General features: G+C 68.8%; 17 protein-coding genes and 1 pseudogene. 8 read left to right on the top strand and 10 right to left on the bottom strand.

Features of this window, described 5'->3' with window-relative positions:
* Positions 1-35 precede the first annotated feature (35 nt).
* On the top strand, positions 36-836 hold the full coding sequence (locus tag VFB40_RS22695; protein WP_324853908.1) for an RsmA family anti-sigma factor: 801 nt from the start codon (positions 36-38) through the stop codon (positions 834-836).
* 119 nt (positions 837-955) lie between these two features.
* Here VFB40_RS22695 and trxA read toward each other — a convergent pair whose 3' ends face one another.
* The 10 genes from trxA to rpmH form a co-directional block, all read right to left on the bottom strand.
* Positions 956-1,285, bottom strand: coding sequence for a thioredoxin (trxA, locus tag VFB40_RS22690; protein WP_324839222.1), 330 nt, complete (start codon positions 1,283-1,285; stop codon positions 956-958).
* 134 nt (positions 1,286-1,419) lie between these two features.
* The gene (gene trxB, locus VFB40_RS22685) at positions 1,420-2,394 is read right to left on the bottom strand and encodes a thioredoxin-disulfide reductase (protein ID WP_324853906.1); all 975 of its coding nucleotides are present in this window, start codon (positions 2,392-2,394) and stop codon (positions 1,420-1,422) included.
* Positions 2,395-2,603: 209 nt separating this feature from the next.
* Positions 2,604-3,686 (bottom strand): ParB/RepB/Spo0J family partition protein, encoded by a 1,083-nt coding sequence (locus VFB40_RS22680; RefSeq protein WP_324853904.1) that lies wholly within the window; start codon positions 3,684-3,686, stop codon positions 2,604-2,606.
* Positions 3,683-4,663, bottom strand: a complete 981-nt coding sequence (locus tag VFB40_RS22675; protein WP_349261598.1) for a ParA family protein — start codon at positions 4,661-4,663, stop codon at positions 3,683-3,685. Before VFB40_RS22675 ends, VFB40_RS22680 begins: the two co-directional genes overlap by 4 nt.
* A 454-nt stretch (positions 4,664-5,117) precedes the next feature.
* Positions 5,118-5,804, bottom strand: a complete 687-nt coding sequence (rsmG, locus tag VFB40_RS22670) for a 16S rRNA (guanine(527)-N(7))-methyltransferase RsmG (RefSeq protein WP_324853901.1) — start codon at positions 5,802-5,804, stop codon at positions 5,118-5,120.
* A 164-nt stretch (positions 5,805-5,968) separates the two neighbouring features.
* Positions 5,969-6,466: a Jag family protein gene (locus VFB40_RS22665; protein ID WP_349261597.1), complete on the bottom strand. Its 498-nt coding sequence runs from the start codon at positions 6,464-6,466 to the stop codon at positions 5,969-5,971.
* A gap of 99 nt (positions 6,467-6,565) precedes the next feature.
* Positions 6,566-7,678 (bottom strand): membrane protein insertase YidC, encoded by a 1,113-nt coding sequence (gene yidC / locus VFB40_RS22660; protein WP_324853896.1) that lies wholly within the window; start codon positions 7,676-7,678, stop codon positions 6,566-6,568.
* A gap of 38 nt (positions 7,679-7,716) precedes the next feature.
* Positions 7,717-7,989 carry a membrane protein insertion efficiency factor YidD gene (yidD, locus tag VFB40_RS22655; RefSeq protein ID WP_324853894.1) on the bottom strand — a complete coding sequence of 91 codons (273 nt, stop codon included), beginning with the start codon at positions 7,987-7,989 and terminating at the stop codon, positions 7,717-7,719.
* On the bottom strand, positions 7,986-8,360 hold the full coding sequence (gene rnpA / locus VFB40_RS22650) for a ribonuclease P protein component (protein WP_324853892.1): 375 nt from the start codon (positions 8,358-8,360) through the stop codon (positions 7,986-7,988). The genes yidD and rnpA overlap by 4 nt, the downstream gene beginning before the upstream one ends.
* A 7-nt stretch (positions 8,361-8,367) precedes the next feature.
* Positions 8,368-8,505 (bottom strand): 50S ribosomal protein L34, encoded by a 138-nt coding sequence (gene rpmH / locus VFB40_RS22645; protein WP_211464442.1) that lies wholly within the window; start codon positions 8,503-8,505, stop codon positions 8,368-8,370.
* A gap of 553 nt (positions 8,506-9,058) precedes the next feature.
* Between rpmH and dnaA the strand changes: the two genes are divergently transcribed.
* The 7 genes and pseudogenes from dnaA to gyrA form a co-directional block, all read left to right on the top strand.
* The gene (gene dnaA, locus VFB40_RS22640; protein ID WP_324853889.1) at positions 9,059-10,624 is read left to right on the top strand and encodes a chromosomal replication initiator protein DnaA; all 1,566 of its coding nucleotides are present in this window, start codon (positions 9,059-9,061) and stop codon (positions 10,622-10,624) included.
* Positions 10,625-11,662: 1,038 nt separating this feature from the next.
* On the top strand, positions 11,663-12,799 hold the full coding sequence (dnaN, locus tag VFB40_RS22635) for a DNA polymerase III subunit beta (protein ID WP_324853887.1): 1,137 nt from the start codon (positions 11,663-11,665) through the stop codon (positions 12,797-12,799).
* Positions 12,800-12,975: 176 nt separating this feature from the next.
* The gene (gnd, locus tag VFB40_RS22630; RefSeq protein WP_324853885.1) at positions 12,976-13,890 is read left to right on the top strand and encodes a phosphogluconate dehydrogenase (NAD(+)-dependent, decarboxylating); all 915 of its coding nucleotides are present in this window, start codon (positions 12,976-12,978) and stop codon (positions 13,888-13,890) included.
* Positions 13,891-13,984: 94 nt separating this feature from the next.
* Positions 13,985-15,214 (top strand): annotated as a pseudogene (recF, locus tag VFB40_RS22625) (DNA replication/repair protein RecF); the annotation flags it as partial.
* 119 nt (positions 15,215-15,333) lie between these two features.
* On the top strand, positions 15,334-15,876 hold the full coding sequence (locus VFB40_RS22620) for a DciA family protein (RefSeq protein ID WP_324853881.1): 543 nt from the start codon (positions 15,334-15,336) through the stop codon (positions 15,874-15,876).
* A gap of 463 nt (positions 15,877-16,339) precedes the next feature.
* Positions 16,340-18,364, top strand: coding sequence for a DNA topoisomerase (ATP-hydrolyzing) subunit B (gyrB, locus tag VFB40_RS22615; protein ID WP_324853879.1), 2,025 nt, complete (start codon positions 16,340-16,342; stop codon positions 18,362-18,364).
* Between the two features lie 114 nt (positions 18,365-18,478).
* A partial coding sequence (gene gyrA / locus VFB40_RS22610) for a DNA gyrase subunit A (RefSeq protein ID WP_324853877.1) occupies positions 18,479-20,691 on the top strand: 2,213 nt, incomplete at its 3' end.

The following is a 20,691-nucleotide window of genomic DNA, read 5'->3' as shown; positions in this document are numbered from 1 at the left end:
GGCGACAGCCCGGAGCCGATGGAACGAGGTGTGCGGTGACAACGGCACACGAGCCCCGTAGAGGCCCGGACGTCCATCTTTCGGTCGAGGACCTGTCCGCGCTGGCGGAAGGCGGGCAGCCGACCGCTGAGGGCGCGTCAGAACACCTTCTCGACTGCGCCGCCTGCCGTGGCGAGGTCGACGCGATCGCGCAACTGCTCGCCGCGTTCGAGACCTTGGAAGCTCCGCAGCTGCCGCAGGAGGTGGCGATCCGGATCGACGCCGCGCTCGCTCGTGAAGCGGCCGCCCGGGCCAGTTCGCCGAGTGCTGATGGCGCTAGCGCGTCCGCGAGCGTCGGCAGTGCATCGAGCGGTCGTCGGCGGCGGTGGCTGTCGCGCCGCGTCGGCGTGGGATTGGCCTCACTCGCCGCATTGGCCGGCGGCCTGGCGCTGGCGGTCAACCTCGTCTCCTCGAACGCGTCGAGCGGCAGCGCGGCGTCCAGCAGCGGTTCCGCAGCACTCAAGCCTGATGCGGCCAGTGGCGGTCCCCGGCGAGCCCAAGGCTTGGTGGAGTCCCCCAACACGGTCGCTCCCACCGCTCCCCTGGCCGTCTGGGTGAAGCAGGCACTGGGCAATGTGAGGCCGGACGTCGAGATCAACTCGCCGTGTTTGGCGAATCCGGCATTCAGCGGCGACCAAGTGCTGCGCGTGGCGATCGGAACGTACGAGGGTGTGCCGGCGACGCTCGTCATCTACCCGAACGGTGGAGACACCGCGACGGTCAGGGCGGTCGTGTATTCGCAGTCGTGCGCCGCGTCGGACTACGAGGTTCTCGCGCAGGGGATCGTCGCGAAGTAGGCAGCGACTCAGCGCTCGCATCCGAGCGGAGATTCGAGTTAAGGCAAAAGCGCTAGTGGCCACCCGGGTTCGGGTGGCCACTAGCGCTTCGCGTTCGTCGTCTAGCGCTGCGGTTCCGCTCAGGCGGAGACGAACTCCTGGAGGTCGTTGAGCAGAGCGCGCTTCGGCTTGGCGCCGACGATGGTCTTGGCGACCTCGCCCTTGACATAGACGTTGAGCATCGGGATGTTCAGCACCCCGTACTTCGCGGCGATCTGCGGGTTCTCATCGATGTTCACCTTGACGATCTCCAGCGAGTCGCCGTGCTCGGCGGCGATCTGGTCCAGGATCGGCGCGATCATCCGGCACGGAGCGCACCACGGCGCCCAGAAGTCCACCAGGACCGGCTTGTCGCTGTCGAGCACGTCCTGCTGGAAGGACGCGTCGGTTACCTGCTTGAGGTCTGACATGTTTCCTCGTCTCCCGGTGTCTCTTCGGTGCTGCCTTCGCCCGTCCGAAACGCCGCCTCGGACGGTTCTGCTTCCGATCGACGTAGCCGTCGATCCGTGTGCTGCCGGCTCGGCGCGTGGCGCTCGTGCGCGGATCAGACCGCGGGCGCGCCGTCCTTCAGTGCCGCCAGGTACCGCTCGGCGTCGAGCGCGGCCGCGCAGCCGGTGCCGGCCGCCGTGATCGCCTGACGGTACACGTGGTCAACGACGTCGCCGCTCGCGAACACCCCCGGCAGGTTCGTCCTGGTGCTCGGGGCGTCCACCTGGATGTAGCCCTCCGCGTCGATGTCGACCTGGCCGCGGAACAGGTCGCTGCGCGGTTCGTGGCCGATCGCGATGAACAGACCGGTGGCGGCCAGGGTGCGCTCCTCCCCTGTCACCGTGTCACGCAGCCGCACCGCGCTGACGCGGTCCTCGCCCTCGATCCCCACGACCTCGCTGTTCCAGGCGAAGGAGATCTTCGGGTTGGAGAAGGCCCGGTTCTGCATGATCTTGCTGGCCCGCAGCTGGTCGCGGCGATGCACCACGGTCACCGAGCGGGCGAACCGGGTCAGGAAGGTGGCCTCCTCGATCGCGGTGTCGCCGCCGCCGACCACGACGATGTCCTGCTCGCGGAAGAAGAAGCCGTCACAGGTGGCGCACCACGAGACGCCGTGGCCGGACAGCCGCTTCTCGTCGGGCAGTCCGAGCTCGCGGTAGCCGGATCCGGTGGAGATGATGACGGTCTGCGCGAGGTGAACCTCGCCGGCGCCGTCCACGACGCGCTTCAGCTCACCGGTCAGCTCGACCTCGGTGACGTCGTCTGCGACCAGTTCGGCGCCGAAGCGCTCGGCCTGCTTGCGGAGGTTGTCCATCAAGTCCGGTCCCATGACGCCGTCGGGGAAACCGGGGAAGTTCTCTACGTCCGTGGTGTTCATCAGCGCGCCGCCCGCGGTGACCGAGCCCTCGAACACGAGCGGCTTGAGTCCGGCCCGCGCGGTGTAGATGGCCGCTGTGTATCCAGCCGGGCCCGAACCGATGATGATGACCTCGCGAACCTCGCTGGTTCGCTCTTCCGAGTTCTGCGGCACGGCTCGCTGACCTTCCCTCTTCGTGTGGCTGCATGGAGACGAACGGATACCGGGGGCCGGCTATTCCGCCGGCCCGCCCGGCCTCCCGACAGGGCGAGAGTAGTGGGCCGGCACAGCGATGGCCCCCCTGTTCCACGTGAAACATAGGGGACCATCGGGTGCGTATACGGGCCGAGTGCGAAGCAAGGGCCTCGCTACACAGGACGCTGTTAAGCCTCGGCTGCGTTAGCGCCACCGGATCGCGCACGCACGCGCTCTCCGGGCACGAGCGTGGAGATGATGCGCTCCAGATCCTCGAGCGAAGCGAACTCGACCACGATCTTCCCGCGGCGGGCGCCGAGGTCCACCCGCACCCGGGTCTCCAGCCGATCGGACAGGCGCCCGGCGAGTTCGGAAAGCTCGGGGGAGACGCGGCTTCCGGCGCGCACCTTGCGCGGTGCGCGGGTGCGATCGCTTTCCGGGTCCCCCACCGCCACGATCTCTTCGACCGTGCGCACCGAAAGACCTTCGGCGATGATGCGCTCGGCCAGGTGCTGCTGTTCCTCGGCGGTGTCCAGACCGAGCAGCGCTCGTGCGTGCCCGGCGCTCAGCAGGCCGCTGGCGACGCGCAGCTGCACCTTGGGCGGCAGCTTGAGCAGGCGCAGCGTGTTCGACACCTGCGGACGGGAGCGGCCGATCCGGTCGGCCAGCTCCTCGTGCGTGCAGGAGAAGTCCTTGAGCAGCTGGTCGTAGGCGGCCGCCTCTTCCAGCGGGTTGAGCTGTGACCGGTGCAGGTTCTCCAGGAGCGCGTCGAGCAGCATCCGCTCGTCTTCGGTCTCCCGGACGATCGCCGGGATGCGCTCGAGTCCCGCCTGCTGGGCGGCGCGCCACCGGCGCTCGCCCATGATGAGCTCGTACTTGCCGCTGCCGCTCGGCCCCTCCGGGCGCACCACGATCGGCTGAAGCAGGCCCACCTCGCGGATCGAGTGGATCAGCTCGTCCATCGCGGTCTCGTCGAAGAAGTCGCGAGGCTGCTTGGCGTTCGGCACGATCGCGTCGATGGGCAGTTCGGCGAAGTGCGCTCCGGGCACCTCGTCGGCCACGATGGAGGCGGCCACGAAGACCGGTTCGGTGGACTCCGGCTCCTCCTCCGCCTCGGGCCGGTAGATCTCGCCGAGCGGCAGCCGCCGTTGCGGCACGGACGGCGTGGCCGCCGGAGCGGTCAGCGCCGAGGTTCCCTCGGCTCCTTCCGCCGGCATCGTCGGGATCAGTGCCCCGAGTCCGCGGCCGAGTCCCCGTCGCCGGTCGTTCATCGCTTCACCTCAGCGTCGATCCCAACTTGCGTGCTGCCATGCGTGCTGCCCTCATCCAACTGCACCGGGATACGGGAAACCTTCTCCCGCGCCGCCCACCGCTCGGCGATTTCGCGAGCCGCCTCCCGGTACGCGAGCGCACCAGTCGAGGCGGGGTCGTAGGTCATCACCGTCTGCATGTAGCTCGGCGCCTCGGAGATACGCACCGAACGCGGCACCGAGGTGCGCAGGACCTGGTCCGGGAAGTGGGTGCGCACCTCGTCGGCGACCTGCGAGGCCAGCCGGGTGCGGGCGTCGTACATCGTCAGCAGGATCGTCGAGACGTGCAGGTTGGGATTCAGGTGGGCACGCACCAGCTCGATGTTGCGCAGCAGCTGGCCGAGCCCCTCCAGCGCGTAGTACTCGCACTGGATCGGGATGAGCACCTCGTTGCCGGCCACCATCGCGTTGACCGTCAGCAGGCCGAGCGAGGGCGGGCAGTCGATGAGGATGTAGTCCATCGAGCTGTGGTAGACCGACAGCGCGCGCTGGAGCCGGCTCTCCCGCGCCACCATCGACACCAGTTCGATCTCCGCGCCGGCCAGGTCGATGGTCGCCGGGGCGCAGAAGAGACCCTGGATGTCGGCGACCGGCTGGACGATCTCCTCCATCGAGTACCGCTCGATCAGCACGTCATAGATCGAGGGGATCTCGGAATGGTGGTCCACGTTGAGCGCGGTCGAGGCGTTGCCCTGCGGGTCGAGATCGACGACCAGCACCTTGGCGCCGCCCTGGGCGAGCGCGGCGGCGATGTTGACCGTCGTGGTGGTCTTGCCCACCCCGCCCTTCTGGTTGGCCACCACGAAGGTGCGAGTCTGTCTCGGCCGCGGCATTTCCTGGTTGCTGCGCGAAAGCGCGGCCAGCGCCGCCTCGGCCTCGCGGGCGATCGGAGTGTCTTCGGATCGGCCGCGGCCACCGTGCAGCAGATCGGTGTCCATCTCGGGATGCACCTCAATCTCGCGTGCGCTCGCTGCCGGCGGCTGGTCGTAGGGCATCGGCCAACTCTCTTCCTCCGTCGCCGAGACGACGGCTTGTTCGGCATCCGCGGCCCGCGGGTCGAGCTGCCAGGACCAGCTGAAGCCGTCCGGCGGCGCCGGCAGGTCCCGTGACTCGTCGAGCCGCCATCCGCGCGGAAGCGGCTCCCCGGTCGAAGCCGCGCGTCCAATATCCGAGGGCGATTCACCGTGGTCGGGATCGTCCTGCGAAAAAGCACTGTACTGACCGTGCGCGACCATCATGTCCCCTCGCCGCCTCGGTCGGAGAAACTACAGAGTCAGTCGCGGCGCGTTTCCCCCGGCAACTCACTCGTAGGGGTTACGTTTCACGTGAAACCCTCGCTGCATAAGCAGAGCGGTCTTCGTGAGACGTGCGCGCAGAGAGGCGGTGTCACATTTAACCACGGGTACCGCGGCGAGAGCGCTGTACCGGGCTCCGGAATCCGCTAGGGCCCAGATCGATGCGGATGACGCGTGTCGCGGCGTCACCGAGCACCGAGCCCACTTCCACCACGCCCCATGCCCGGGCGCCGAGCCCGGAAAGCGTGGGCGCCACCGCCGCGAGTTCCTCCGCGGCGGCCTCCCCCTTCAAGGCGAGCATTCGCCCGTGAGGACGAAGCAGCGGCAGGCACCAGCCGACCAGACGCTCCATCGGCGCCACCGCTCTCGCGGTCACCACGTCGGCGCCCATTCTCCGAGCCCAGTCCTCGGCGCGGCCGCGAAGCACCTCCGCGTTGTCCAGCTCAAGCGCGTCGAGGCACTCCTCGAGAAAGACGGTCCGGCGCAGCAGCGGCTCCAGCAGCGTCACCCGCAGATCGGACCGGATGGCCGCGAGCACCAGGCCCGGCAGTCCCGCCCCGGAGCCGACGTCGACGACATGCGCATCCTGTGGCACCAGTTCCGCGACGGCGGCGCAGTTCATCAGATGCCGCTCCCAGAGCCGGTCCACCTCCCGCGGGCCGATCAGTCCGCGCTCGACACCCGGCCCGGCCAGCAGCTCGCCGTACCGCTGGACGACCGGCAGCGCCGGGCCGAACAGATCGACGGCCGCCTGCGGCGGGGCGGGCAGCTTCGCATCGAGCATCGGGCACCCTCAGTTTCACGTGGAACGGCAGCCATCATCATGTCAAGGATCGGTCCTGCTCCGTACCGCCCGCCCCGGGCCGGGTAACGCGAACCGGCCCCGCCTCCTGAAGAGGCGGGGCCGGGCACTACCGGTTCCGGACCAGAGGTCCGGTCACGGGGTGTTCACACCGGGAGGACCACGACCCGGCGGTTGGGCTCCTCGCCCTCCGACTCGCTGCGCAAGCCCGCGGCGGCGACGGCGTCGTGCACCATCTTGCGCTCGAACGGGCTCATCGGCGCCAGCTTCACCGGCTCCCCGGTCTCCTTGACCTTGCGGGCGGTCTCGGAGCCGAGCCGCTCCAGCGCCGCGCGGCGCGCCGCCCGGTGCCCGCCGACATCCAGCATCAGCCGGGTACGCTCACCGGTCTCCCGGGTCACCGCGAGCCGGGTCAGCTCCTGCAGCGCCTCGAGCACCTCGCCGCTCGACCCGATCAGCTGGTCGAGGCCGGTGCCGACGATGGAGACCGAGGCGCGGTCGCCCTCGACGTCCATGTCGATGTCCCCGTCGAGGTCCGCGATGTCGAGCAGCCCCTCGAGGTAGTCGGCCGCGATCTCGCCTTCCTCCTCGAGCCGGGTCAGCTCATCCTCGTCGGGCTCTTCCGAGGTCGTCTGCGCCGACACCGACTGCACCGCCTCGACGGCCGATTCCGTCACCGTGTACTCCCTACGTCTGTCCTGGCCCGCATCGCCGGGCGCCACCCTCGGGGATCCCCCGAAAAGCTATTTCTTCCGCCCGCTGCGCGTGGTGCGAACCGGCTGATTGCGTTGCGGCTTCGGCCGGGCGTCCTCGATCTGCTTGGTGCCCGTGCCCGTCGCGTTGCCCGCGGCGCCGGCCTTCGGCTTCGCCGCGCCCTTGGCCGCGGCGCCGTTGACCGACTTGGCGCCGTTCGTGCTCGCGGTTTTCTCGCCGGCCTGCGGCGGAACCGCGTCCACGGGCTCGCCGCTCTTCGCCGCCTTCTTCGCGGCCTTGGCCGCCTGCCGCGCCAGGTGCGCCTCGTGCGCCTTCGAACCGGGCAGCGGGCTGTTGTGCAGCACATAGAACTGCTGGCCCATGGTCCAGAAGTTCGTCGTCAACAGGTAGATGAGAACGCCGACCGGGGCGATGAAGCAGAAGAAGGCCATGAAGACCGGCATGATGTACATCATTGCCTTCTGCTGCTGGACCATCGGGTTGTCCGGCGCGCTGTTCTTCAGGATCATCTGGCGCTGGGTGATGAACTGGGTCACCACGTAGACGATCGTCATGCCGATGATCACGGCCTTGACCGTGGTCGGGCTCGCCCCCCCGAGCGTTGCCGCGGTGGCGTTGAAGTGGGCCGAGATCGGCGCGCCGAAGATGTGCGCCTGGTTCGCGCTCGTGACCAGCCCGTGCGGTCCGGCGGTCATGAAGTACAGCGCGTGCCCGTTGGCCACGTTGTAGAGCAGCCGGTACAGCGCGGTGAAGAACGGCATCTGCACCAGCAGCGGCAGACAGCTGGCGAACGGGTTGGTGCCGTGCTCCTTGTAGAGCGCCATCATCTCGCGCTGCTGACGGGCCTGGACCTCGCGCTTGCGCTGCGGGTCGAACTTGGCCCGCTCCAGCTCCTTCTTGTACTTCTCCTGGAGCTTCTTCACCTCGGGCTGCACGACCTGCATCGCCCGCATCGACTTGATCTGCTTGACGAACAGCGGGATCAGCGCGGCGCGGATGACCAGCGTGAGAAACACGATCGAAAGACCCCAGGCCCAGCCGCTGTTCGGCAGGAACACCGAGCCGAACAGCTTGTGGAACTGGACGATTATCCAGCTGACTCCCCAGATCAGCGGACTCAGTAGCTGGTCATACCACTGCACGGTCAGGCTCCTCGGCTCGACTCACACCCACGAAAACCTCACACGGAACGGCGCGCCGAAGCAGCGTCCCCATCCACATCCACTATCCGCCACGCGCCGCGTGGAGGCACCGGGTCGACCCCGCCGGCGCTCCACGGATTGCATCGCAGGATCCGCCATGCCGTCAGAATCGAGCCTTTCACCGATCCGTGTACCGCGATGGCCTCGTACCCATAGTGCGAGCAGCTCGGGTAGTAGCGGCACACCGGTCCCAGCATCCGCGAGATCGTCAGCTGGTACAGCCGGATCAAACCCATCAGCAGGTACTTCATCGGCGCCTCCCCAGCCGCCCGAGCGCCGAGTCGAGGTCACGCGCCAGCTGTTGGCCGTGCGCGTCCGCGGCCGGCGGCAGCGCCCGGATCACCAGCACCGCGCCGTCCGGCAACCCGTCGAGCCGCTGCGCGACCAAGTGCCGCAGCCTGCGCTTGACCCGATTGCGGGTGACCGCCGGGCCCACCGCCTTGCTCACGACGAAGCCCGCACGGGCTGGACCCGTACGGGCTTCGGCAACGCTCGAGTTCGTCACGTCCAGCTCGGCCCGCCACAGGTGCGCGACGAGCGTCGGCCGCCCCGCCCGGCGCCCGCCGCGGATCGCGCGGGCGAACTCGTCGCCCCGCTTCACACGGCGGTCTGCGGGCAGCACCTGAAAGCTAGGCGGAAAGGTTGCGCCGGCCCTTGGCCCGGCGCGACGAGAGGATGGCCCGGCCGGCGCGCGTGCGCATGCGCAGCCGGAAGCCGTGGGTCTTGGCGCGACGCCGGTTGTTCGGCTGGAAGGTGCGCTTGGTCACTGGGGCTCCAGACAGGTGCTGATTCGGTCCTCGACGTCTCGATACCTGGAAGGTGTCGTGTGGAGCGCTTGCTGCTCCGGCGGCCCGCATCGTCGCGCTGGAGGCGTCCATTCCGCAGGCATGACACAACGCCGGTCGGCATCTCGACCTGCTTACGGTACGCGGACGATCGGCGACGGGTCAAACCGCCCGTTCCGATCACACACGGGCACCGTTACTAAGCCCATGGCGACTTCCGAAGCGCCAGGCGATCGACCACACGCATCGGTACTACGCGTTAAGCACAGACCTGTGGACAACAAGTTGAACAGGGCGCGCTGGATGGCTACCGTCATCCGAGTCGCTATTGCCGGTCGAGTCGCCCGAATCCAGGTCCGCACCATGTCTGAGCTGCACACTTCACGGTCGCGGCGGACGAGGGCCCACCCGTGCGGCTGCCCCGGGGGAAACACCGGCGACCGCGCGCAGCCAGACGCCGGGTTTTCCACAGGGCTTGTGGAAAACTTGTGGACGGGCGCGACCCCTGCCCAGACCCGACCCGTGAGTGGTAGCCGTGCCTGACGATCCCTCCCGTTCCGTTCCCACGGACGGTGGCCCCCTGGACTTCGCGTCGGTGTGGGCTGCGTTCCTTTCCAGCGTCGACGCGGCGGACTCGGTCAGTCCGGGGGACCGGGCCTTCCTGCGCGTGATCGTGCCGATGGCGCTCGTCGGGGACACCGCGTTGCTGAGCGTGGGGGACGAGTTCTCCAAGGGAGTGCTGGAGACCAAGCTGCGGGATCTGATCACCTCGGGGCTCGGCCGCATCCTCGGCCAGGAGATGCGGATCGCCGTCACGGTCGCGGCCGCGAAGCCGACGCCGGCCCAGATGGCGCCTCGTCTGCCGTTCGCCCCCACACCCGACGAGCGCGCCCCGGCCGATCCGGAGGGCTCGGCGCAACCGCTTGCCGCACAGCCTCCCATTCCGCCGCCGACCCGCAGTCCCGAGTTCGCCGACGGCGGGCGCAGCGATGACGGACCGGCGAACGGCGGCGCGCCGAGGCCGGAGCTCGCGCCGCACGGAAAGCAGCAGGGGACGAAGGAGGGGGAGAACGCCCGCCTCAACCCGAAGTACCTGTTCGAGACCTTCGTCATCGGTTCGAGCAACCGGTTTGCGCACGCGGCCGCGGTGGCCGTGGCCGAGGCGCCGGCTAAGGCGTACAACCCGCTGTTCATTTACGGCGACTCCGGCCTGGGCAAGACGCACCTGCTGCACGCGATCGGCCACTACACCCGCTCGCTGTATCCGGGCACCAAGGTGCGGTACGTCAGCACCGAGGAGTTCACCAACGACTTCATCAACGCGATCCGTGACGGCAAGCAGGACCTGCTGCGCCGCCGCTACCGCGACATCGACATCCTCATGATCGACGACATCCAGTTCCTGGAGAACAAGGAAGGAACCCAGGAGGAGTTCTTCCACACGTTCAACGCGCTGCACAACTCCAACAAGCAGATCGTCATCTCGAGTGACCGGCCGCCCAAGCAGCTGACCACCCTGGAGGACCGGCTGCGCTCCCGCTTCGAGTGGGGCCTGATCACCGACGTGCAGCCGCCGGAACTGGAGACGCGTATCGCGATCCTGCGCAAGAAGGCCGCGCAGGAGGGGCTCAACGCCCCGCCCGAGGTGCTGGAGTTCATCGCCAGCAAGATCTCCACCAACATCCGCGAGCTCGAAGGCGCCCTGATCCGGGTGACGGCCTTCGCTTCGCTCAACCGCGCCCCGGTCGACTTCCCGCTCGCCGAGGCGGTGCTGCGCGACCTGATCCCGGACAGCGGCGGTTCCGAGATCACCACCGCCACGATCATGGCGCAGACCGCCGCCTACTTCGGGCTGTCGATGGAGGACCTCTGCGGCACCTCGCGCAGCCGTGTGCTGGTGACGGCGCGTCAGATCGCGATGTACCTGTGCCGGGAGCTGACGGATCTGTCGCTGCCGAAGATCGGGCAGCAGTTCGGCGGCCGCGACCACACCACCGTCATGCACGCGGACCGCAAGATCCGGCTGCTGATGGCCGAGCGCCGCTCGATCTACAACCAGGTCACCGAGCTGACCAACCGCATCAAGTCGATGCGCGGCTGACCACTTCTCTCTTACCGCACCCTGCCTGCACCTAACGCATCGCTCTATCCACAGGCATGTGGAAAAGTTATCGCGCTGTCCACAGCGGCGTGTGGATAACTGAACTCACGGCGTCGCTGCCTTATCGGATACCGCTTTCGGATTACGCGGGTTATCCACAGACTGTCCACAATGCCGTCCGCAGCGCGTTAACGCACACGCACAGTCGAGTTCTTTTCGTCCGGAACCGGGCGTGTCATCTCACACCGGCTCGAATTAGTCGACTAATGTCCCCATCGACGCACCCACGGGAAGAGGACTCCGGAAAACGACATAACGGACACCGCCGGACCGCCGCACACTGGTTTCCCACACCCTGTGGATGCTTGGGGATAACTTCTGTGCATAAACTCCGCAGGTCGTGGCCGCTTCCCCCATCCGGGTGAACACGTTGTCCCCAACCCTGGTGATCAACTTGGGGACAGGCTGTGCAAAACCCCGCCTCGACTGTGGAAACCGTGGGGAAAACTTTTCGTCATCCACAGGTCGCCCTCGATTATCCCCAGGTTGTACACATCCCCCTGTGCACAGAATTTCTCAGCTGAGCTGCGAAAAAGGCCGTTTTCCACATATCCACAGCGCCTACTACTACGACTACAGAGATATAGACCAGGATCCCGAACTACAGCCGTCTCGGCTCGAATCTGTGGAAAACCGTCGTCGGTCCTCTGAGGTCCAACCTCTCCGAACCTCGGTAAGCTGGCGCCCACAGCAGCGCCAGGTCCTCATTCGCCTTTCTTCCATCCACCGCCTGTGGAAAAACCTCCGGATCGCGCGAGCCGCTCCAGCGGACGCCCGGCCGGCTCCGCAACCGGCTCGTACCGGTTCCGCAGGCGGCACACCGGCTGTCGGAAGAAGGCGGCATGATGGGTCCCGGCGCGGCCGCCCCGACCCGTCGAGCCCCGCGCGGCGAAGCCAGCGCCACGCGGCAGAACCCATACCCAGCCGTATCCGGCCGCCGAGGCCGGCGGCGCCCCCACTGCCAGGAGGCGGATACCGGTGAAGTTCCGAGTGGAACGCGACGTACTTGCCGACGCGGTCGCCTGGACCGCCCGCTCGCTGCCGGCCAGGCCGCCCGCCCCGGTGCTCGCCGGCCTGCTGCTGCGCGCCGAGGGCGGCCTGCTGACCGTCTCCGGCTTCGACTACGAGGTGTCGGCCCGCTCCGAGGTGCCCACCGAGGTCGAGGAGGAGGGCACCGCGCTGGTCTCCGGCAAGCTGCTGGCCGAGATCACCCGCTCGCTGCCGAACCGCCCGGTGGAGATCGCCACCGAGGGCTCGAAGGTCACCCTGGTCTGCGGCACCTCCCGGTTCACCCTGCAGACCATGCCGGTGGACGACTACCCCGCGCTGCCGAACATGCCCGGGGCCAGCGGCGCCATCGCGGGCTCCACCTTCGCCGCCGCCGTGGCGCAGGTCGCCGTCGCGGCCGGCAAGGACGACACGCTGCCCTTCCTGACCGGCGTGCGCGTTGAGATCAACGGCGACACCCTCCGCCTCGCCGCCACCGACCGCTACCGCCTCGCCGTGCGCGAGATCCTGTGGAAGCCGGAGCGGGCCGACGCCGAGGCGGTGGCCCTCGTCCCCGCCAAGACCCTGTACGACATCGCCAAGTCGCTCACCTCCGGCGAATGGGTCACCATCGCGCTGTCGAGCGAGGACGGCGGAGCCGGCGAGGGACTGATCGGCTTCGAGGCCGGCGGCCGGCGCACCACCACCCGGCTGCTCGAGGGCGAGTTCATCAAGTACAACGCGCTGTTCCCGGCCGAGTACACCGGAGCCGCGGTCATCGAGACCGCCCCGCTGATCGAGGCGGTCAAGCGCGTCGCCCTGGTCGCCGAGCGCAACACGCCGATCCGGCTCAACTTCTCCACCGGCCAGGTCACGCTGGAGGCCGGCTCCGGCGACGAGGCGCAGGCCTCCGAGACGATGGACGCGGTCTTCGAAGAGGAAGACATCTCCGTCGCCTTCAATCCGGGTTATCTGCTCGAAGGCCTCGGCGCGATCGACGCCCCCTACGCACAGCTGTCCTACACGACCTCCACCAAGCCGGCCGTCCTCACCGGCCGTCCCGCCGTGGACGCCGACCACGACCCGGCCTACCGCTACCTGATCATGCCGATCCGCCTGTCCGGCTGAACCCCCGGTCCGACCGACCCCGCGGGGCGCGGACAACCCCCGCGGGCGAAGTGTGCGGCAACCGGGCACGGGCGATACGGTCGATCCCGGAAGCAACAGCGTCGTTGGGCGACAGGGTCGGTCGGACCCGCGGAGCGGTCACAGCCTCGGCTCCGGGACAGCAGAGAGAAGGCGTCATGGAACTCGGACTCATCGGTCTGGGCAAGATGGGCGGAAACATGCGCGAGCGCATCCGCCGGGCCGGGCACACGGTCGTCGGATACGACCGCAGCCCGGACCTGTCGGACGTGGGCTCGCTCAAGGATCTGGTCGGCTCCCTCTCCGCACCGCGCGTGGTGTGGGTCATGGTCCCGGCCGGCGGCCCGACCCACTCCACCATCGAGGAACTCGGCGAACTGCTGTCCGAGGGCGACGTCGTGGTGGACGGCGGCAACTCGCGCTGGACCGATGACAAGAAGCACGCCGAGCACCTGGCGGCCAAGGGCATCGGCTTCGTCGACGCCGGGGTGTCCGGGGGAGTGTGGGGCCTGCAGAACGGCTACGCGCTCATGGTCGGCGGCGACGCCGCGGACGTCGCGAAGGTGCAGCCGGTCTTCGACGCGCTCAAGCCGGAGGGCGAGTACGGGTTCGTGCACGCCGGGGCGGTCGGCGCGGGCCACTTCTCCAAGATGGTGCACAACGGCATCGAGTACGCGATCATGCAGGCCTACGCCGAGGGCTGGGAGCTGCTCGAGGCCGTGCCCGAGGTCACCGACGTGCGCGAGGTGTTCCGGTCCTGGAAGGAGGGCACCGTCATCCGGTCCTGGCTGCTGGACCTGGCGGTCGCCGCGCTCGAGCAGGACGAGCACCTGGAGAAGCTGCGCGGATACGCCGAGGACTCCGGCGAGGGCCGCTGGACGGTCGAGGCGGCCATCGACCACGCCGTGCCGCTGCCCGCGATCACCGCCTCGCTGTTCGCCAGGTTCTCCTCCCGCCAGGAGGACTCCCCCTCGATGAAGATGGTCGCCGCGCTGCGCAACCAGTTCGGCGGGCACGCGGTCACCGGCGCCGACGGCAAGCACGCCGCCGAGCACCGCACCCCCGGAGCCTGACGGGTCGTCAGGCGTGCGGTTCCGCGCCGCCGCGCCTGACGAGCCAAGGCGGGAAATCTCGACCCCACGCGGTATCACAACAGGAACGTAGGCAGTGCGTCTCAGCCATCTGTCGCTGGCCGATTTCCGGTCCTATGCCGGTCTCGAGCTTCCGCTCGAGGCCGGCGTCGGCGTGTTCGTCGGCCGCAACGGCCAGGGCAAGACGAACGTGATCGAGGCGATCGGGTACCTGGCCAACCAGGGCAGCCACCGGGTGGCTCAGGACGCGCCGCTGGTGCGGGCCGGGGCCGAGCGCGCGGTGGTGCGCGGCGCGGTGCGGCACGAGGACCGGACCGCGCTGGTCGAACTGGAGATCAACCCGGGCCGCTCGAACCGGGCGCGGCTCAACCGCTCGCCGGTGAACCGGCCCCGTGACGTCCTCGGCTACCTGCGCACCGTGCTGTTCGCACCCGAGGATCTGGCGCTGGTGAAGGGCGATCCCTCGGAACGGCGCCGGTTCATCGACGAGCTCCTCGTCGCCCGCGCTCCGCGGTACGCGGCCGTGCGCGGGGATTACGAACGCGCGCTGAAGCAACGCAACGCTCTGCTGCGTTCCGCGTCGATGGTGCGTCGCGCGGCCCGCGGCGGTCAGGCGCCTGATTTGAGCACCCTCGACGTCTGGGACGCGCACCTCGCCAGGGCCGGCGCGCAGTTGCTGGCCGCGAGGCTCGGACTGCTGCGTGCGCTGACGCCGTTGGTGGACAAGGCATACGGGACGATCGCCGGTCACCCGGGTGCGACGCTGGAGTACCGGCCGTCCTGCCCGCTCGACCCCGAGGCGCGCGACGAAGACGCGGCCGGCTCGCAGCCGACGGTGGGATCCGCGAACGCCGCCCAGCCGGCCGCCGCCGGCTCGGCGGCCACGAATCGTCCGCCGGATGCGACCGAACTCGAGGCCGCGCTCGCCGCAGCCCTCGTCCGCTCCCGCCCTGACGAGGTGGAACGGGGGATCACCCTCGTCGGACCGCACCGCGACGACTTGCTGCTCGCCATCGACTACGGCAGCGGGCCGCTTCCCGCCAAGGGCTACGCCAGCCACGGCGAATCCTGGTCGTTCGCGCTCGCCGTGAAGCTGGCCTCATACGAGCTGCTGCGCTCCGACGGCATCGAGCCGGTGCTGCTGCTCGACGACGTGTTCGCCGAGCTGGATTCCTCGCGCCGCGCGCATTTGGTATCGGTCGCCGCATCCGCCGAACAGGTCCTGATCACTGCCGCCGTCGACGCGGACGTGCCGGCTGAACTGCGTGGCGTGCGTTACGACGTCACCAAGGGGTCGGTGACGCGCCGGGACGAGAGCGGATCGGCAGTGCCTGTCCACAACTCTGTGGACAGAGCGGACGGCGACGACTCGGGCGAAGAGAGCGTGGACAGCGGCGCTGTCGCTGACGCTCCGGAGCGCTCCGCATGACCGACGCCGAGAATTCCTCAGGCCTTCGCGGCGCCGATCTCGCCCGCGCCGCGCTCACCGCGGCACGCAAGCGGGCACGAGAGATCGAGGAGGGCAGGGCGCTGCGCCGCGGTTCGGCGGAGGCCAACGCCCGGCGCTCCAGTGCTCGTCCCGACGAGCGCGACCCCCAGCCGCTGGAGGCCACGCTCTCCCGGCTGCTCGCCGAGGCCGGTTGGGAGGCCCCGGCCGCCGTCGGCGGCATCATCCACGGTTGGGCGGACATCGTCGGCCCGCGAATCGCCGCGCACTGCGCGCCGGTCTCCTACGAGGACGGCGTGCTTACCGTGCAGACCGACTCCTCGGCATGGGCTACCGAGCTGCGGCACCTATCCGCGACGCTGCTTTCCCGGCTTAACGCTGCGGTACCCCGCCGTGCAGTACCCGGGGGCCCTCCGCGTGACGCTATAGAGCGCATTTCCGTCCTCGGGCCGAATCCGCCGAGCTGGCGCCGCGGTCGTCTGTCCGCGAACGGCGGTGCGCGAACCCGACGCGTGCCCTGACCGTGTAGTCCTCTGGGCGCTCGGCGCTGCGTGCCGAGTGATCCGAAAGCGGCAACCGCGCACTACAGGGACCAAACACCAGTCAAGCGTCCGTAACGAGCACGCATGGTGCAGCTGGTTGTTCTGCGACAATCGGGTGGTATGACTCGGCGCCGCGAACGACGCCGTCATCGCGCCGAGCGTTTGCCGACCCCCCAGCGCGTAGGGGGACACTTAACTAAGGGTGGATCAGCTCAGAAGCGCTGTCAGGGCGCGTGTGCCGCATCTTGTCCCCGCGAACCGGTAGAATGGAACAGGTTCTAGGCAGTCGGGGACTTCAGGCTGACGGCGACCCTCGCCACCTCCTGTCCCGCGACGGCCTGCTGCTGGTGCCGCGATGGCGCGCTCCAGCTCCTCGCCTTGTGGCCCCGGCTCCTTCCCCAGCCGGCCGGTGCCGCTGACGTTGAGAAAGGGTTTCGCGTCCGTGGTCGCTTCAGAGCAGTCCGCCCAGTCCGCCCCGGCGGTCGATGAGAACACCGCCGTCCCAGCGGCCGCCAGAAGCGGAAACGGCGACTACGACGCCAGCGCGATCAGCGTCCTGGAAGGCCTCGAGGCGGTCCGCAAGCGACCCGGCATGTACATCGGGTCCACCGGCGAGCGCGGCCTGCACCACCTGGTCTACGAAGTGGTCGACAACGCCGTGGACGAGGCGCTGGCCGGCTACTGCGACAACATCGAGGTCACGCTGCTGGCCGACGGCGGCGTCAGCGTCGTCGACAACGGCCGCGGCATCCCGGTCGGCATCGTGCCGGGCCAGGACAAGCCGGCCGTCGAGGTCGTGCTCACCGTGCTGCACGCCGGCGGCAAGTTCGGAGGCGGCGGCTACGCCGTCTCCGGCGGCCTGCACGGCGTCGGCGTCTCAGTGGTCAATGCGCTGTCCACCCGCCTGACCGTCGCGGTCAAGACCGACGGTGCGCTGTGGACGCAGGAATACCTGCGCGGAACCCCCACCGCCGACCTGCACAAGGGCGAGGCCACCACCGAGACCGGCACCACAGTCTCGTTCTGGGCTGACGACGAGGTCTTCGAGACCACCACCTACAGCTTCGAAACCCTCTCCCGCCGGTTCCAGGAGACCGCCTTCCTCAACCGCGGCCTGACCATCTCGCTGACCGACGAGCGCCCCGAGTTCAAGGACGAAGAGGGCAACCCGCGCGCGGTGCGCTACCACTACGAGGGCGGCATCGCCGACTTCGTCCGGCACATCAACGCCGCCAAGGGCGACCTGGTGCACCCGCAGGTCATCGAGTTCGAGGCCGAGGACACCGACCACAAGATCTCCGCCGAGATCGCGATGCAGTGGAACACCCAGTACTCCGAGGGCGTCTACAGCTTCGCCAACATGATCAACACCCCGGACGGCGGGACGCACGAGGAGGGCTTCCGTTCGGCGCTGACGAACATCGTCAACCGGTACGCCAAGGACCAGAAGCTGCTCAAGGACAAGGACGACAACCTCGCCGGCGAGGACATCCGCGAGGGCTTGACCGCGATCATCTCGGTCAAGCTCGGCGAGCCGCAGTTCGAGGGCCAGACCAAGGCCAAGCTCGGCAACACCGCGGCGCGCACCTTCGTCCAGAAGATCACCTACGAGCAGCTGGCCGACTGGTTCGACCGCAACCCGAACGAGGCCCGGGACATCGTGCGCAAGTCGATCCAGGCGGCCACCGCCCGCATCGCCGCGCGCAAGGCCCGCGAGCTGACCCGGCGCAAGGGCCTGCTCGAGACGATGGCGCTGCCCGGCAAGCTGGCCGACTGCCAGTCCACCAACCCCGCGGAGTGCGAGATCTTCGTGGTCGAGGGCGACAGCGCCGGCGGCTCGGCCAAGTCAGGACGCGATCCGCGCGTGCAGGCCATCCTGCCGATCCGCGGCAAGATCCTGAACGTGGAGAAGGCCCGGATCGACCGGGTGCTGCAGAACAACGAGGTGCAGGCGCTGATCTCCGCGCTCGGCACCGGCGTGCACGACGACTTCGACATCGCCAGGCTGCGCTACCACAAGATCATCCTGATGGCGGACGCCGACGTCGACGGCCAGCACATCACCACCCTGCTGCTCACCCTGCTGTTCCGGTTCATGAAGCCGCTGATCGAGGCCGGGCACGTATACCTGGCCGCACCGCCGCTGTTCAAGGTCAAGTGGACCGCCAACGACTTCTCCTACGCCTACTCCGACCGGGAGCGCGACGCGCTGCTGGCCGCCGGAGCCCAGGCGGGCCGCCGGCTCAAGGACGACACCGTGCAGCGGTTCAAGGGTCTCGGCGAGATGAACGCCGAGGAGCTGCGGATCACCACCATGGACCGGGACACCCGCATCCTGCGCCAGGTCACCCTGGACGACGCGGCCCAGGCCGACGAGCTGTTCTCGATCTTGATGGGGGAGGACGTCGAGGCGCGCCGCCAGTTCATCCAGCGCAACGCCAAGGACGTGCGCTTCCTGGACATCTGACCCCCGTGCGGCGCGGCCCGCCGCGCACCGCGACCGTGAGGACCGCCGGCACCGCGTCTTCAAGACAGTGTCTTCGAAAAGCCGGCCTTCGCCGAACAGAAGGAAAGACCCTCCGTGGCAGACGAGAACAACCCGACCGGCCCGGCCGACCCCGGCGCCGCCCCCGCGACCGAAGGCGCCGTCGCCGCGCCCGTTATCGAGCAGACCGGCGACCGCATCGAGATGGTCGACCTGCTGACCGAGATGCAGCGGTCCTACCTCGACTACTCGATGGCCGTGATCGTCGGCCGGGCGCTGCCCGAGGTGCGCGACGGCCTCAAGCCGGTGCACCGCCGCGTGCTCTACGCCATGTACGACGGCGGTTACCGGCCCGACCGCGGCTACTTCAAGTGCGCGCGCGTCGTCGGCGAGGTCATGGGTGTCTACCACCCGCACGGCGACTCCGCGATCTACGACACCCTGGTCCGGCTCGCCCAGCCCTGGGCGATGCGGATGCCGCTGGTCGACGGCAACGGCAACTTCGGCTCGCCGGGCAACGACCCAGCCGCCGCGATGCGGTACACCGAGTGCAAGCTCGCCCCGCTCGCCATGGAGATGCTGCGGGAGATCGACGAGGAGACCGTCGACTTCAACCCGAACTACGACGGGCGTTCGAGCGAGCCGGTCGTACTGCCGAGCCGCTTCCCGAACCTGCTGGTCAACGGCTCCTCGGGCATCGCGGTCGGCATGGCCACCAACATCCCGATGCACAACCTGCGCGAGGTCAACGAGGGTGTCCAGTGGTACCTCGCGCACCCTGAGGCCACCCCGGCCGAGCTGCTCGAGGCGCTGATCGAGCGGATCAAGGGCCCGGACTTCCCGACCGGCGCGAAGATCGTCGGCCGACGCGGCATCGAGGACGCGTACCGCACCGGTCGCGGCTCGATCATCATGCGCGCCGTGGTCGAGGTCGAGGAGATCAACGGGCGCACCTGCCTGGTGGTCACCGAGCTGCCGTACCAGGTGAACCCGGACAATCTCGCCTCCAAGATCGCCGAGCTGGTCAAGGACGGCAAGATCCAGGGCATCGCGGACGTGCGGGACGAGTCCTCGTCCCGCACCGGCCAGCGCCTGGTGATCGTGCTGCGCCGGGACGCGGTCGCCAAGGTGGTGCTCAACAACCTCTACAAACACACCCAGCTGCAGGACACCTTCGGCGCCAACATGCTCGCCATGGTGGACGGGGTGCCGCGCACGCTCTCCCTGGACGCGTTCATCCGCTACTGGGTCGAGCACCAGGTCGAAGTCATCGTCCGGCGCACCCGCTACCGGCTGCGCAAGGCCCAGGAGCGCGACCACATCCTGCAGGGCCTGCTCAAGGCGCTGGACGCGATCGACGAGGTCATCGCGTTGATCCGGTCCAGCCAGACGGTCGAGGTCGCCCGGGTCGGCCTGATGAACCTGCTGGAGATCGACGAGGTCCAGGCCAACGCGATCCTGGAGATGCAGCTGCGCCGGCTGGCCGCCCTGGAGCGCCAGCGGATCGTGGACGAGCACGAGGAGCTGCAGGTGAAGATCGCCGAGTACCGGGCGATCCTGGAGTCACCCGAGCGGCAGCGGCAGATCGTCTCCGACGAGCTGCAGGCGATCGTCGACAAGTACGGCGACGAGCGGCGCTCGCAGCTGGTGCCCTACGAGGGCGACATGTCCATCGAGGACCTGATCCCCGAAGAGGACATCGTCATCACCATCACCCGCGGCGGCTACGCCAAGCGCACCAAGACCGACCTGTACCGCTCGCAGAAGCGCGGCGGCAAGGGGGTGCGCGGCGCCCAGCTCAAGCAGGACGACATCGTCGACCACTTCTTCACCACCACCACGCACCACTGGATCCTGTTCTTCACGAACAAGGGCCGGGTCTACCGGGCCAAGGCGTACGAGCTGCCGGATTCGGGCCGCGACGCGCGCGGCCAGCACGTGGCCAACGTCCTGGCCTTCCAGCCGGACGAGACCATCGCCCAGGTGTTGGACCTGCGCGACTACGAGGTCGCGCCGTACCTGGTGCTGGCGACCAAGCGCGGCCTGGTGAAGAAGACCGCCCTGAAGGACTACGACTCCCCGCGCTCGGGCGGCGTGATCGCGATCAACCTGCGCGAGGACGACGAGCTGATCGCGGCCGAGCTGGTCTCCCCGGACAACGACCTGCTGCTGGTCAGCAAGAAGGCGCAGGCGATCCGCTTCCCGGCCTCCGACGAGTCGCTGCGGCCGATGGGCCGGGCCACCTCCGGCGTGATCGGCATGCGGTTCAACGATGGCGACGAGCTGCTGGGCATGTACGTGGTCCGCGA

Source organism: Actinocrinis sp., assembly GCF_035650855.1.
Taxonomy (GTDB): domain Bacteria; phylum Actinomycetota; class Actinomycetes; order Streptomycetales; family Catenulisporaceae; genus Actinocrinis.
The sequence above is the reverse complement of the archived record's forward strand: the minus strand, read 5'-3'. Positions and strand labels throughout refer to the sequence as shown.